We start from the raw sequence: 14,254 nt of genomic DNA on the forward strand, positions 1-14,254 counted from the left end.
AATTCGCAAAACTAAAAAATTGAACCACAAGCTATTGCCTGTTTGCGTAGCTTCAAAAATAACCAAGGTGAGGTTAACCATGTTGCAAGTTTTTCGTTCTGTAAAACGAGTTGCCGCGGTCGTTTCTGTTTGTGCATTGACGATCTTCGGTACAGCCCAAGCTGCTGAAAAAACTGAATTTAAATTAGCCTGGACGATTTATGTTGGCTGGATGCCATGGGATTACGGTGCTGCATCCGGCATCGTTGATAAGTGGGCTGACAAGTACGGCATCAAGATTGATGTGGTGCAAGTCAATGACTATGTCGAGTCCATCAATCAGTTCACTGCGGGTCAGTTTGACGCCACCGTGATGACCAACATGGATGCGCTGACCATTCCTGCCGCCAGCGGCGTTGATTCCACGGCGTTGATCGTCGGTGACTTCTCCAACGGTAACGATGGTGTGGTGCTCAAAGGCGACAAGTCGCTCAAGGACATCAAAGGTCAGAACGTTAACTTAGTGGAATTGAGTGTTTCTCACTACCTGTTGGCTCGCGGTCTTGAATCCGTTGGTATGACAGAGCGCGATGTGACTGTGGTCAACACCTCAGATGCTGATTTGGTGGCTGCATTCACCACCGATGATGTCACTGCGGTAACCACCTGGAACCCGCTATTGAGCGAAATCACGGCGATGCCAAAGACTAGCAAAGTGTTTGATTCGTCAATGATCCCAGGCGAAATCATCGACTTGTTAGTGGTCAACACAGACACCCTGAAAGCGAATCCGAAACTGGGTAAAGCGCTGACTGGCGCTTGGTATGAAATCATGGCCACTATGTCGGGTTCAGATGCGGCGGCAGTCAAAGCCAAGACCTTCATGGCCGAAGCTTCAGGTACAGATCTGGCTGGTTATGAAGCGCAATTAGCGTCAACCAAAATGTTCTACAAACCTGCTGATGCTGTTGCATTTACCAATAGCGACAAACTCACAGCGACTATGGCCAAGGTATCTGAATTCTCCTTCGAACATGGTTTGCTGGGTGAAGGTGCGCCTGATGCTGGCTTTATTGGCATTGAAACGCCAGCTGGCGTGTTTGGTGACAAAGGCAACATCAAGTTGCGCTTTGACCCAAGTTACATGGCAATGGCCGCCAAAGGCGCGCTGTAAATACCGTCTGCTGCAATGCTCTTCGATTTTGCCCAGTCGCGTCGTGGCGCTGGCTGGGCGAGATCCGCTTGAACACCAAACACCGACTGTGAGGTGCCCATGACGCGCATCATCAATCGCCAACCCAATCGCTATGGCCGCATTGTGCTTGGGATCCTGCCGTTCATTATTTTGCTGCTGTTCTACTTATCAGCATCCGATGCGAGATTGGCGGAAAACCCTAACGATAAGCTATTGCCTGCATTCAGTAGCTTTGCCGAAGCCATTGAGCGGATGGCATTCGAACCCAGTAAGCGCACTGGTGAGTACCTGCTGTGGCAAGACACATTTGCCAGCTTGCAGCGATTAGCGATGGGAGTTGGTATTAGTGCCTTGATTGGCCTGTTGATTGGCATTGGCAACGGCATGGTGCCTTACATGCGCTCGCCGTTATCGCCTTTGGTAACCGCCTTGTCACTCATTCCGCCAATGGCGATTTTGCCGATTCTGTTTATCGTCTTTGGTTTGGGTGAAGTGTCCAAGGTGGTGCTGATTGTCATCGGTATCAGCCCGATTATTGTCCGTGATTTACAACTTCGCACCGATGCGCTGCCCAACGAACAACTACTCAAAGCGCAGACCCTTGGTGGTAACAGTTGGCAGATTATTGTGCGGGTGGTATTGCCGCAAATCATGCCACGATTGATTGAAGCGATTCGCCTGACGTTGGGTAGTGCTTGGCTGTTTTTGATTGCCGCCGAAGCCATTGCTGCTACCGAGGGCTTGGGCTATCGCATCTTTCTGGTTCGGCGCTACCTGTCGATGGATGTCATTTTGCCATATGTCCTTTGGATCACGGCGCTGGCATTTGCCATGGACTGGTCATTAAAGCGTTTGTCGCTGCTAGCGTTCCCTTGGTATCACGCATCGAAAGGAGGCCGCGATGACTGATTCAATTATTGAGTTCAATAATGTCTGGAAAGAGTACGGCGATAACGTGGTGCTCGAACGGCTAAACCTCAGCGTCAAAGCAGGGGAATTTGTCAGCATTGTTGGTGCTTCGGGTTGTGGTAAAACGACGTTTCTCAACTTATTGCTGGGAACAGAGCAAGCTACTCGCGGCGAGATTTTGCTCGATGGCCAACCGCTCAACCCTGAGCCGGGCATTGAGCGCGGTATTGTGTTCCAGCGCTACTCGGTATTCCCGCACCTGACGGCATTGGAAAACTGCATGCTGGGCGATGAGTTTGCTGGTTCTTTGACGAGTTTATTGCTTGGCCGCTTGGCCGGAAAAGCAAAAGCTGCCGCTCGCGAGCGTGCCATGGGCATGCTGGAAAAGGTGGGCTTGGCTAATGCTGCCAATCGTTATCCCAGTGAATTATCCGGTGGTATGCAGCAGCGTTTGGCGATCGCTCAGGCGTTGCTCAAGCAACCCCGCATATTGCTGCTTGATGAGCCATTTGGCGCTCTCGATCCGGGCATTCGCAAAGACATGCATGGCCTGATTGGTGAGCTGTGGCAGGAGCAACAACTCACCGTCTTTATGATCACCCATGATCTAAGTGAAGGCTTCCACCTCGGTAGTCGGCTCTGGGTGTTCGACAAACTGCGCCACGACCCGCAAGCACCTGAGCGGTTTGGAGCTCAAGTGACTTTTGACATTCCACTTCATCATGAACATTCATCCGCAGCGCAAATGGATCAACTGGCAACCTTGCCGGGAACGCCAAAAGCTGCGGTGCTAGCTGCGTCTTAACCGATAACAATTAAACACGTAGCTGAGTTAGAGGATTTTTTATGGCCGAGACAATTTTTACTGATGTGATACCGCCAGCGGCCCACTGGTCGATGGTGGTTCCACAAGGGCATACCTTAGTGCTCACCGATCCTGAAGGTGGCGCCAATCTGAGTATGTTGTTTTACAACCCCAATAACCTGCTAGAGCGCTACAATGCGCCAGATACCCTCAAGTGTCAGCACACCTTCAAACTGACCCAAGGACACTGCCTGTACTCCGACATGGGTCGGGTATTTTGCTCGATTACTCGCGATGATACCGGTTGGATCGATTCAGTTGCGGGCGTTGCCAATAAAGCTAAGGTCGCCAGCAAATGGGGTAAGCGCGATTACCAGACTGACCGCAACGACTGGAAGCAAAATGGTTATGACGCGCTGTTGGTTGAGGTCGCCAAATACGGCTTAGGTAAAAAAGATCTGGCGGCGAATTTAAACCTGTTCAGTAAAGTGCATACCGATGCTGAGGGTAATTTGCAGTTTGCCACTGATCACAGCAAGGCTGGCGATGTCATTGAATTGCGCTTTGAAATGGACACCTTGGTGGTGTTTACCACTTGTCCTCATCCAATGAATCCGGCTACTGAATACCCGCGCCATTCTGTGCAACTCAGTATGGTTAAGTCGGCTGCGGTCGCTGATGATGATCCGTGCCTTAATTCGAGGCCAGAAAATGGTCGAGGCTTCGAGAACAATCGCCGTTATTTGGCTCATTCGGGCCATAGTACTGGCTGCTGTTAGGAGACAAGTCGATGATTAAAGAAAGTAACTTGCTCGCAGAACACGCGGTACAACGAGATGTGGTCGATGCCGGTGATTACTACATGAAAGTGGTCAAGGCCGGTCAGACAGTAAGAATTCTCGATCTGGAAGGCAATCAGGCAGCCGATACTTTGTTTTATAACGCCCACGATCCATCGGAGCGCTACAGCGCCATGGATACCATTCGAGAGCAGGGTAACGTCTATTTAACGGCAGGCACCGAGCTGCTATCCAATGAAGGGAATCTGATGTTGGAAATTGTCGCCGATACTTGCGGTCGACACGATACTTTGGGAGGTGCTTGCGCGACGGAAAGCAATACGGTGCGCTACGCCATCGACAAAAAATGCATGCATGCTTGTCGAGACAGCTGGCTCCTCGCGGTTGCGGAAAACGAGCAATTTGGCATGAGCAAGCGCGACATTACCCACAATATCAACTTCTTTATGAATGTGCCTATTACTGAGCAAGGTGGCTTAACCTTCGAAGACGGCATTAGTGGTGCGGGCAAATATGTAGAGCTAAAGGCGGCGATGGATGTGATTGTGCTGCTATCGAACTGCCCACAGCTGAATAACCCCTGCAACGCTTACAACCCGACGCCGGTTGAAGTGCTGATCTGGGACTAATTGAAACATCGAACCAATTGGGCAGGGGACGACCCCGTTAAACGCCCACTATTCATCTCGGGACGACCCGAACTAAAGACGCCAGCTGGCAAGGCCAATTGAGTCAACTGCATGCTCGTTCGGACAGGATGTTTATTTCGCAAGACGCCGTGAAATCATCCTTGATGGCTCTACTGCCGCATCCATGCGGCAGAAGCTTGCTTCACAAACATCCTGACCTCCTCAAGGAGCTACTGTGATGATTTTGAAACCAAGCACCAGTTTGATTTTATTAGGCCACTGGCGAAAAGGTGAATGACCTATGTTTGCAAAAGTGCTGATTGCCAATCGCGGCGCGATTGCTTGTCGCATTATTCGGACGTTGCGAGCCATGAACGTCAAAAGCGTGGTGGTGTATGCCGAGGCTGACGCCGATAGTTTGCATGTCTCGCAAGCTGACGAAGCCTACTCCTTGGGTGATGGCGCAGCCGCTCAAACCTACCTTAACCAAGACAAGTTACTGGCCATCGCGGCTCAGTCTGGTGCCCAAGCGGTTCACCCTGGCTATGGTTTTTTGAGTGAAAACCCAACCTTTGTCGAGCGTTGTGAACAGGCTGGACTGGTCTTTCTCGGTCCCACTGCAGCCCAGATGAATGGCTTTGGCCTCAAGCATGAAGCGCGCGCGCTGGCCGAGCAAGCCAAGGTGCCGCTCTTGCCAGGCACCGGATTACTCGATTCGCTAGAGCAAGCGTTAGCGCAGGCTGAGCAGATTGGCTATCCGGTGATGCTGAAAAGTACTGCTGGTGGCGGTGGCATTGGCATGCAACGCTGTGACACCGCTGAAGAGTTGTGCGATAACTACGAGTCAGTCAAGCGCTTGAGCGAAAACAATTTCGCCAACGCCGGTTTGTTTCTGGAGAAATTCATTCAGCACGCTCGCCATATTGAAGTGCAGATCTTCGGCGATGGCCAAGGCGAGGTGGTTGCGTTAGGCGAGCGTGATTGTTCGGCGCAACGTCGCAACCAGAAAGTGATCGAAGAAACCCCTGCGCCGCATTTGTCCGATGACACTCGCGCTGCCCTGCAACAAACAGCGATTCGATTGGCGGCACAGGTCAACTACCGCAATGCGGGTACCGTTGAATTTGTGCTGGACCAACAAACAGAGCAGTTTTACTTTCTTGAAGTGAACACTCGCTTACAAGTAGAGCACGGCGTTACTGAGCAAGTGTTTGCCGTCGACTTAGTGCGCTGGATGATCGAGTTGGGGGCCGGTGAGCTCACGCCACTGGCCGAGTTAGCACCAACACTCAAACCTCAGGGGCATGCAATTCAGGTTCGTTTGTACGCCGAGGATGCCAACAAAAACTTTCAACCTTGCGCCGGTTTGCTCACTCAAGTTGATTTTCCGGCCAATGATGGCTTGCGCGTTGATCATTGGGTTGAGGCGGGGTTGGAAGTGTCGCCATTTTTCGATCCGATGCTGGCGAAGATCATCTTTACTGGCACCGACCGTCAGCATGCGCTCAATGGCCTGGCCAGTGCCCTCGCCGATACCAAGCTTTATGGCATTGAGCATAACTTGGGTTATTTGTCGCAACTGTTGGCCACTGAATTGGTGCAGCAAGGCAAGGTTCTCACTCGAAGCCTGAATGACTTCCATTACCAGCCAACAAGTGTCGATGTTGTTAGTGGTGGTACCCAAACTACCATCCAAGACTATCCTGGTCGGGCCGGCTATTGGGATATCGGTGTGCCACCTTCGGGGCCGATGGATTCATTGACTTCACAGTTGCTCAATCAGCTACTTGGTAATGACGAGTCTGACGCTGGCTTGGAAATGATCATCAGTGGCCCAACTCTCAGTTTTAACAGTGATAGCCAAATTGCCATTGGTGGTGCGGCGATCGATGCCAGGTTAGATGGTCAAGTCATTGCACCTTGGACTGTGATTGACGTTGCCGCCGGCCAAACACTCTCTCTGGGTAAAATTAGCGGCGCTGGCGCTCGTAGCTATCTGGCGGTCGCCGGAGGGATTCAGTGCCCAGATTACCTAGGCAGTAAATCAACGTTCACCTTGGGACAGTTTGGTGGTCATGGTGGCCGCGCTTTGCGTGCCGGTGATGTCTTGCATTTAGCTCAACAATACACGCCAAAGGCCGCGACCAGTAGCGCTATCTCGAAGCCGCCAGTGATGACCCAGGATTGGTCCATTCGGGTGATATACGGTCCCCACGGAGCCCCCGACTTTTTTACCCAAGCCGACATTCAGGCATTTTTCGATGCCCAGTGGCAGGTTCATTTTAACTCGTCTCGAACCGGTGTTCGTTTGATTGGCCCTAAACCACAGTGGGCTCGTAGTGATGGCGGTGAAGCTGGTCTGCACCCATCAAATATCCATGATAATGCCTATGCCGTAGGGACCATTGATTTTACCGGCGATATGCCGGTCATTTTAGGGCCGGATGGTCCGAGCTTGGGTGGTTTTGTCTGTCCTGCCACCATTATCAAAGCAGATTTGTGGAAAATGGGGCAGCTCAAGGCGGGCGACACCATTCGCTTTGTTCCCGTCAGCCATGAGCAAGCAGAACAGGCTGAAAAGCAGCAACTGTTAGCCATTGAAGAAGGACGCTTTGAAGAAACCGAGTTGGACGCTGTGCCCTATTCGGCCGAACAACCGCTACCTTCGCCGATACTGAAAACCCTTGATGCTGCTTGTTATGGTGAGCAAGTGGTTTACCGACCCAGCGGTGAGGATTTTTTGCTGGTGGAATATGGCCCGCAAGTGCTAGATATTCGCCTGCGATTTCGCGTCCATGCGCTAATGCTGGCGTTGCAGGAGCAAGCCATTGAAGGCGTGCTTGAGCTCACTCCGGGTATTCGCTCGCTGCAAATTCACTACAACAATTTGCAGTTACCACAAGCCAAACTACTGGCTCAGTTAGAGCAAATCGAAACGTCGTTGGGCGATATTGATCAGCTGACTGTTCCTGCTCGAGTGGTTCACCTGCCATTGTCTTGGGACGATGAAGCGACCCGCTTAGCGATCAAAAAATACGACGAAGTGGTCCGCAAAAATGCCCCTTGGTGTCCCGATAATATTGAGTTTATTCGCCGTATTAATGGCTTGGATTCAGTCGATGAGGTCAAGCAAATTGTCTTCGATGCCAACTATTTGGTGATGGGATTAGGCGATGTGTACTTAGGGGCGCCGGTGGCAACACCGATGGATCCGCGACATCGCTTAGTGACCACCAAATACAATCCCGCCCGCACCTGGACACCGGAGAATGCAGTTGGGATCGGTGGTGCTTATTTGTGTGTCTATGGCATGGAAGGGCCGGGCGGCTATCAGTTTGTCGGTCGGACCATGCAAATGTGGAATCGCTACCGGACTACCGAAGCCTTCAGTAAACCTTGGTTACTGCGATTTTTCGATCAAATCAAATTCTATGAAGTCAGTGCCGATGAGCTATTGACCATCCGCCAGCAGCATCCGCGTGGTCAGTATCCGGTGAAAATTGAACAGACTGAGTTTTCGCTGGCCGATTATCAGGCCATGCTCGATGCCAATCAGCCGCAAATTCAGCAGTTTAAAACCAAACAACAACAAGCATTTGAAGCGGAGCGGCAGCGTTGGATTGACAGTGGTGACGCCAATTTTGAGGCCGAGACCATTGCTCAAACTGAAGCCAGCGACGATCAACTTAACGACGGCGAACAAGCCGTTGAAAGTCATGTGGCAGGCAATATCTGGCAAGTGTTGGTGAAGCCCGGTGATGCGGTTAAAGCAGGACAAGTAGTGATGATTTTAGAAGCGATGAAGATGGAATTGGAAGTGACGGCGCCGAGCGATGGTGTCGTCGTCAATCTGACACAACAAGCTGGCGCGCAAGTTCATGCCGGTCAGCGTTTGCTGGTGATATCTGAAACTGAGCAAGCTGTTGCAACGGAGGCTGGCCAATGAGCGAATTGAATCTGGTTACTGTCAGTGGCGTACTGGCCGCTTATGCCGAGGGCAAGATTAAGCCCGCGACGTTTTTGCAGCAAAAACTCGATGATGCTCGCGCGGATAAAAATAACTGCTGGATTAGCCTGCTCAGTGACGAGCAGTTATCGGCCTATGTTGCAGCCTTGGAGGACAAATCGGCCGCTGATTTGCCCCTTTATGGTGTGCCATTTGCCATTAAAGACAACATTGATTTAGCTGATCTACCAACGACAGCAGGCTGCAAAGAATACAGCTACCAACCGACTGAATCGGCGTTTGTTGTGGCGCAATTAATTGCTGCAGGCGCGGTGCCCTTGGGGAAAACTAATCTTGATCAGTTTGCCACAGGTTTGGTCGGAACACGTTCTCCGTGGGGCGCGGTGAGCAATAGCTTTGATGCCAGTTATATCTCTGGAGGCTCTAGCTCTGGCAGCGCCGTGAGTGTCGCCACCGGTCAGGTGTGTTTCTCGTTGGGGACCGACACCGCGGGCTCTGGGCGAGTTCCTGCCGCTTTTAACAACATTGTTGGCATGAAAGCGAGCAAGGGCCGCTTGAGTTGCTCTGGCGTGGTCCCCGCTTGCAAGAGCCTCGACTGCGTGACGCTATTTGCCCATACCACCGACGATATTGAACGATTGCTGGCCATTGCTGGTGCGTATGACGGCAATGACTGTTATGCCAGACCACAGCCATTATCGAGCGAGAGCTATTTGCCGCAGCAAGGCTTAGCTGGCAAGGCTCTCGGGGTACCTAAGGCCAGTCAGTTGGCGTTCTTTGGCAATGAGTCGGCATCTGAGTTGTTCGCCGAATCGTTGCAACAGTTGAGTCAGCAAGGCGCAACCTTGGTTGAGGTCGACTTTGAACCATTTTTACAAGCGGCCAAGCTGCTGTATGAAGGACCATGGGTGGCGGAGCGCTATGCCGCGATCCAATCGTTTTTCGAAGCAGACAGCAGTCGTTGTCTACCGGTGATCGAAACCATTATCGGCGGCGCTCAAGGCAAAACCGCGGTTGATGCATTTAACGCCATGTACAAATTGCAAGCCTATAAGGTGCAATGCGATGCCATCTTGGCTGAATTGGATGCCATCGTCACCCCAACTGCCGGCACTATCTACACGATTGACGAGGTCAACGCCGATCCCATTACGTTGAACTCGAATATCGGCTACTACACCAACTTCATGAACCTCCTCGACTACGCTGCGATTGCCGTGCCTGCTGGATTTCAAACGACGGAATTGCCGTTTGGCATCACTTTGTTTGCTGATGCTTGGCAGGATGGCGCGTTGCTGAGTATGGCGGGGCAGTTACAGCAAGCCTATGGCTTCAAATTGGGGGCAACCGAGGTGGCCTTGCCGCCGTTAGCTGAGCAAGCTGAAGCCGCTGCAGAAACGGTTGAGCTGGTGGTTTGTGGTGCTCACTTGCAAGGTTTACCGCTCAATCATCAATTGCTGGAGCGAGGCGCAACCTTGCTGGAGCAAACGGCCACCTCTGCCAATTACCGTTTCTATGCGTTGGCTGGTGGGCCGCCATTTCGCCCGGGTTTGATTCGAGATGAAGCGAACGGTGCCGCGATTGCCGTGGAAGTCTGGCAAATGCCGGTGGCGCATTTGGGCAGTTTCCTTGCAGGTATTCCACAGCCACTGGGTTTAGGGAAAGTAGAGTTGGCCGATGGCCGTTGGTGCATCAGCTTTATTTGTGAAGGCTACGCCATTGAGTCCGCCACCGAGATCACCCACCTTGGCAGTTGGCGCCAATACCTCGAAAGTCTCCCCAGTTAACATCTGGGGGGCTGCTGGCCCCTGAATCTTGAACCACAGGGCTTGATGATTCAATCAAGCCCTTTTTTGTGGGTTCTGGTCCAAAGTCGCGCAAGTGCCTATAGGGAAATACTTATTTTAAAAGTTGGCAACGTGTAAGCATTTTGTTGATTGTTATAGGAAAAGGGTGACTTTTTGAACTAACTAACGGTATTGTTCTCTGGAGAGTTTTAAAGTGACCGCCTTTTACTGGCGTTGAGGGGCTTTGTGTGAGTCATGTGGTTTTCATCCTACTGCTTGGTGGGTTTTGGCTAATTAGTTATTACCAACAATGGTCATTGGTATGGCCTGCGCTGGTGACGGCTATTTGGTTGATTGGACGTGTCCGTAGCCGCAACCTCCAGCGCATCAGAGATCAAAAAGCCAGCCAAATCATCCATTGTGCCGCAGCCCTTGGTGTGCCTGAATATTTTGTCGATAATTATTTTGAACGAGATGATTGGAAATCCCGCGATAGTTACAATGATGTTCATCCTGGCCGCATTGCCGAGCAACTGGCTGAGGAATTTAAAGCCCAGCGTTAGTGAACTCTGGTAAACTTCGCAGCATCTAGATTTATACCTTTCCGAGTTTGTTTGTGAGCAACGATCCTCTCGCCTTTAATCGCCGTCTTTCCATTGCACCCATGCTAGATTGGACGGACCGCCATTGCCGTTATTTCCACCGTCAGCTGAGCGCTGATGCGTTGCTATATACCGAAATGGTCACCACCGGTGCGATTCTTTATGGCAAAGGTGATTACTTGGCATTCAATGAGCTTGAGCAGCCGGTTGCCTTGCAATTGGGCGGCAGCGATCCGGAGGATTTGGCAAAAGCGGCCAAAATTGGTGCCGAGCGCGGTTATTCGGAAATCAACCTGAATGTTGGCTGTCCATCGGATCGAGTACAGAAAGGTCGCTTTGGCGCGGTGTTGATGACTGAGCCCGAGCTGGTGGCTCAGTGTGTCGATGCCATGAAACAAGTGGTTGATGTGCCGGTGACGGTAAAACACCGGATTGGCGTTGATGAGCAAGACAGCTACCAATTTGTCCGAGATTTTGTCGGTACCGTTAATCAGGCGGGCTGCGATGTGTTTATTGTTCATGCCCGCAAGGCGTGGCTGCAAGGATTAAGCCCCAAAGAAAATCGCGAGATCCCGCCGCTTGACTATCCGCGCGTGTACCAGCTTAAGCAAGACTTTCCGGCCTGCCACATCTCTATTAATGGCGGCATCATGACATTGGCGCAAGCGCGCGAGCAGTTGCAACACCTTGATGGCGTTATGATAGGTCGAGCTGCCTACCAAAATCCCTATTTGCTGGCTGAAGCCGGAGAATTGATGTTTGACCAGCAAGACGGTGAAACCATCAGTCGAGCAGAAGTGGTTGAAGCCATGTTGCCGTATATCGAGCAGCAAATCACCCAAGGTGCGCGCTTAAACAACATTGTTCGCCACATGTTGGGCTTATACCAAGCCGTACCCGGGGCGCGTGCTTGGCGCCGATATTTGAGTGAAAACGGCCGCGGCGATGACAAAGGCATTGAGATATTGCAACAAGCAATGGCGTTAGTATACGACTGATCGCTTTTCCCCAAGACGGCAATGAACAAACCTTGTGAAATTGACCACTAGGCTGGTTAATTTCACTAACTCATTCTTTCCATGGTCCCCTCGTTAATTTGCTAAAGTTTAATTTAATCTAATTAAATCAGTGGCATAAAAATATTTTTCAATTCTGGCACAAGCCTTGAAATAGTCTCTTCGTAACGCAGTGAAGCGCAGCAGTGTCACTGGACATTGAACATTACCCTTACCCCTGCAACAGACAGGACGGGCACTTGGAGAAAACATCATGAAACGCATTCAAATCGCACTTATTTCTGGTTTAACTTTGGCGGCTAGCACAGTAGCGCCTAGCGCATCGGCAAATGAACTGACCAGCGTCGTTAGCGACGTGGCCTTGGAAGTGGCAGAGCAAGTTGCTGTCGATATCAGAGAAAGTTCGATTCGTCAGTTAGAGCAAGTCTGGGCGAGCTTACAGAGCGTTGTTGCTGACACAGAGCAGAGCGAGTAACGGCCATGTTGTCACCAGTCGAATTAATGATGTGGTGGAGCCTGCCACTTGCAGGGTGGCTGGTGACTTGGGCGGGACTACATTTTTTATCGGTTTGGGGTCGAAATGATGACGCCAAGCAGGCGGGAGTTTGAGGCAAAATGAACACTTATCATCAACTATATCGTGATCCAGTGCAGGGCAAATTGGCCGGTGTGATTGCCGGCTTCGCCAACCACTGGGGATTAAGCCGATTTTGGTTGCGAATCATCGCATTAGTCATGCTGTTTAGCATGCCGCTGGTGATGATCCCAGGCTACCTGCTCGCCGCGGTACTGATGCCAACTCCGCAATCAAGACTCAGATAAAGCTCAATGGGCGACAGTTTTGTCGCCTTTTGTTTGCGTTCAATCATTATATTTATTTGATTATTAGAGTTTTCACGCTGACTTGATATGCTGATTACATCTCCCATGTGTTGATGGCACCGTTGGCAGCAGCAAGACGTCCGAAGTGCCAAGGCAGATGAGAACAATCAATTAAACAGGTGATTATGTGATTAAACGCGCCGCATTCTTATTCATGGCATCAATGATAACGTCGGCCTCGGCATGTGAGCTGACAATCGAAAACGCTTACGTTCGCTCAGTGATCCCCGGCGTACCGAATACCGCCGCATTTTTATCCATTGCGAACGATTGTCAGCAACCTGTGTCGTTAGTGAGCGGCCAAACCGATGTGGCTGATCGGGTGGAGCTGCATACCCATGTTCATGACGATGGCATGATGAAAATGCGTCAGGTTGATGCCATTGTTGTTCCTGCTTCGGGCTCCGTGCAATTAAAGCCCGGAGGTTATCACCTGATGATGATGGGTGTTGATCCAAGCATTAATCAGGCGACATCTATTCCAATTTTGCTAACCTTCAGTAACGGCAAGCAATTATCTTTCGATGCGCCGTTAAAAGACGTAAAGTCATCTCATCATCACCATCACTAATGTTTGTTAAGTGAGGCTTGTGTGTACAAACGATACTGGAAAAGTGCAGCCCTTCTGATTGGCTTTCTATTCGTGGTGTTTTACTTCATCGCGATTTGGTGGAGTGGCGAGCCCGATGTGCCCAACGTGGAAGCAGTGGCGAAGCAGCAAGCACAACAAGAACAAGTTGTGATGGTGCCGGGTTACACTTCGACCACAGCGTTGGTGCTGCTGGTTGATCACTTGCTCGAAAAGCCAGGAGGCTATTTGAGCAATGATGTCACGCCGCCGGGAATTTTTATGGACAATATGCCGAACTGGGAATTTGGCGTACTTGAAGTCGCTCGCGATACTGCATTGGCGATGCGCCGTGATTTTGCTCGCAGCCAGTCGCAGTCAACCGAAGATTCGGATCTCAATTTGGCCCACCCTGCGCTGAATATTTCCCACACCAGTTGGGTGTTTCCTGCTGCTGAAGATGAGTACGATAAAGCAAGAAGACTGTTGCTGAGCTATCGTTCGCGGCTAGCCGACCCGGCCGATTTCTCGGCGCAATTTTACACCCGAGCGGATAACCTTAACGAGTGGCTACGCTTTGTAGAAAAGCGCTTGGGCTCGGTCTCTCAGGGGCTTAGCGCCAGTGTTGGTCGCGATCGCATTAATGTCGATATGCTCAGCGAGAATTACCAAGATCCGTCTTCTGCTATTGCCGAGCTGCAATTTGAGCAGACCTCGTGGTGGAAAATTGATGATATTTTCTATCATGCCCGCGGTACCAGTTGGGCGCTGTTGGTGATGTTCAAAGCCATTGAAGTCGACTTTGCCGAAGTGCTTGAGAAGAAGAATGCGACCGTTGGTTTGCAACAAATTATCCGTGAACTGGAAGCAACTCAGGAAGCGTTGTGGAGCCCAATGGTACTAAACGGCTCTGGCTTCGGTATGTTGGCGAACCACAGCTTGGTGATGGCCAACTACATTTCCAGAGCCAATGCTGCTGTCATTGACTTGCGAGAGCTACTCGACCAAGGGTAAGCGACCAGCAGACGCTATTGTAGGGCAGCCTTAGGGCTGCCCTTGTTGTTTTTAGTTTGTTATCTCTTTTTGGAATATAAAAAGCAAAATCAATTCTTTTA

The 14,254-nt window shown here is 51.0% G+C and carries 14 protein-coding genes; 13 read left to right on the forward strand and 1 reads right to left on the reverse strand.

The annotated features are described in order from the left end of the window. Nucleotides 1-79: 79 nt before the first annotated feature. A complete protein-coding gene (locus IC617_RS11595; protein WP_191145149.1) occupies nucleotides 80-1,153 on the forward strand; it encodes a putative urea ABC transporter substrate-binding protein in 1,074 nt (357 codons plus the stop codon). Here IC617_RS11595 and IC617_RS18955 read toward each other — a convergent pair. After that, nucleotides 1,120-1,254 carry a hypothetical protein gene (locus IC617_RS18955; protein ID WP_255522918.1) on the reverse strand — a complete coding sequence of 45 codons (135 nt, stop codon included), beginning with the start codon at nucleotides 1,252-1,254 and terminating at the stop codon, nucleotides 1,120-1,122. The genes IC617_RS11595 and IC617_RS18955 overlap by 34 nt on opposite strands. Between IC617_RS18955 and IC617_RS11600 the strand changes: the two genes are divergently transcribed. From IC617_RS11600 to IC617_RS11655, 12 genes are all read left to right on the forward strand, one after another. Beyond that, on the forward strand, nucleotides 1,253-2,083 hold the full coding sequence (locus IC617_RS11600) for an ABC transporter permease (protein ID WP_191145150.1): 831 nt from the start codon (nucleotides 1,253-1,255) through the stop codon (nucleotides 2,081-2,083). The genes IC617_RS18955 and IC617_RS11600 overlap by 2 nt on opposite strands. Next, nucleotides 2,076-2,888 (forward strand): ABC transporter ATP-binding protein, encoded by an 813-nt coding sequence (locus IC617_RS11605; protein ID WP_191145151.1) that lies wholly within the window; start codon nucleotides 2,076-2,078, stop codon nucleotides 2,886-2,888. Before IC617_RS11600 ends, IC617_RS11605 begins: the two co-directional genes overlap by 8 nt. A 41-nt stretch (nucleotides 2,889-2,929) precedes the next feature. Then, nucleotides 2,930-3,667 carry an urea amidolyase associated protein UAAP1 gene (locus IC617_RS11610; RefSeq protein WP_191145152.1) on the forward strand — a complete coding sequence of 246 codons (738 nt, stop codon included), beginning with the start codon at nucleotides 2,930-2,932 and terminating at the stop codon, nucleotides 3,665-3,667. Between the two features lie 11 nt (nucleotides 3,668-3,678). Further along, on the forward strand, nucleotides 3,679-4,317 hold the full coding sequence (locus tag IC617_RS11615) for an urea amidolyase associated protein UAAP2 (protein WP_191145153.1): 639 nt from the start codon (nucleotides 3,679-3,681) through the stop codon (nucleotides 4,315-4,317). A 301-nt stretch (nucleotides 4,318-4,618) separates the two neighbouring features. Then, the gene (gene uca, locus IC617_RS11620) at nucleotides 4,619-8,263 is read left to right on the forward strand and encodes an urea carboxylase (RefSeq protein ID WP_191145154.1); all 3,645 of its coding nucleotides are present in this window, start codon (nucleotides 4,619-4,621) and stop codon (nucleotides 8,261-8,263) included. Beyond that, complete coding sequence (atzF, locus tag IC617_RS11625; RefSeq protein WP_191145155.1) at nucleotides 8,260-10,071, forward strand: allophanate hydrolase; 1,812 nt, start codon at nucleotides 8,260-8,262, stop codon at nucleotides 10,069-10,071. The genes uca and atzF overlap by 4 nt, the downstream gene beginning before the upstream one ends. A gap of 248 nt (nucleotides 10,072-10,319) precedes the next feature. Then, on the forward strand, nucleotides 10,320-10,634 hold the full coding sequence (locus tag IC617_RS11630) for a hypothetical protein (RefSeq protein ID WP_191145156.1): 315 nt from the start codon (nucleotides 10,320-10,322) through the stop codon (nucleotides 10,632-10,634). Between the two features lie 53 nt (nucleotides 10,635-10,687). Then, complete coding sequence (gene dusA, locus IC617_RS11635; RefSeq protein WP_369410397.1) at nucleotides 10,688-11,671, forward strand: tRNA dihydrouridine(20/20a) synthase DusA; 984 nt, start codon at nucleotides 10,688-10,690, stop codon at nucleotides 11,669-11,671. Nucleotides 11,672-11,942: 271 nt separating this feature from the next. Further along, the gene (locus IC617_RS11640; RefSeq protein WP_191145157.1) at nucleotides 11,943-12,164 is read left to right on the forward strand and encodes a hypothetical protein; all 222 of its coding nucleotides are present in this window, start codon (nucleotides 11,943-11,945) and stop codon (nucleotides 12,162-12,164) included. A gap of 140 nt (nucleotides 12,165-12,304) precedes the next feature. Beyond that, entirely contained in the window at nucleotides 12,305-12,511 is a 207-nt protein-coding gene (locus tag IC617_RS11645) for a PspC domain-containing protein (RefSeq protein WP_191145158.1), read from the forward strand. Nucleotides 12,512-12,698: 187 nt separating this feature from the next. Beyond that, entirely contained in the window at nucleotides 12,699-13,142 is a 444-nt protein-coding gene (locus tag IC617_RS11650; RefSeq protein WP_191145159.1) for a copper chaperone PCu(A)C, read from the forward strand. Nucleotides 13,143-13,163: 21 nt separating this feature from the next. Further along, on the forward strand, nucleotides 13,164-14,153 hold the full coding sequence (locus IC617_RS11655) for a DUF2333 family protein (RefSeq protein ID WP_191145160.1): 990 nt from the start codon (nucleotides 13,164-13,166) through the stop codon (nucleotides 14,151-14,153). The last annotated feature ends 101 nt before the right edge of the window (nucleotides 14,154-14,254 follow it).

Origin of the sequence: Neiella litorisoli (assembly GCF_014773395.1) — a bacterium.
GTDB lineage: Bacteria > Pseudomonadota > Gammaproteobacteria > Enterobacterales > Neiellaceae > Neiella > Neiella litorisoli.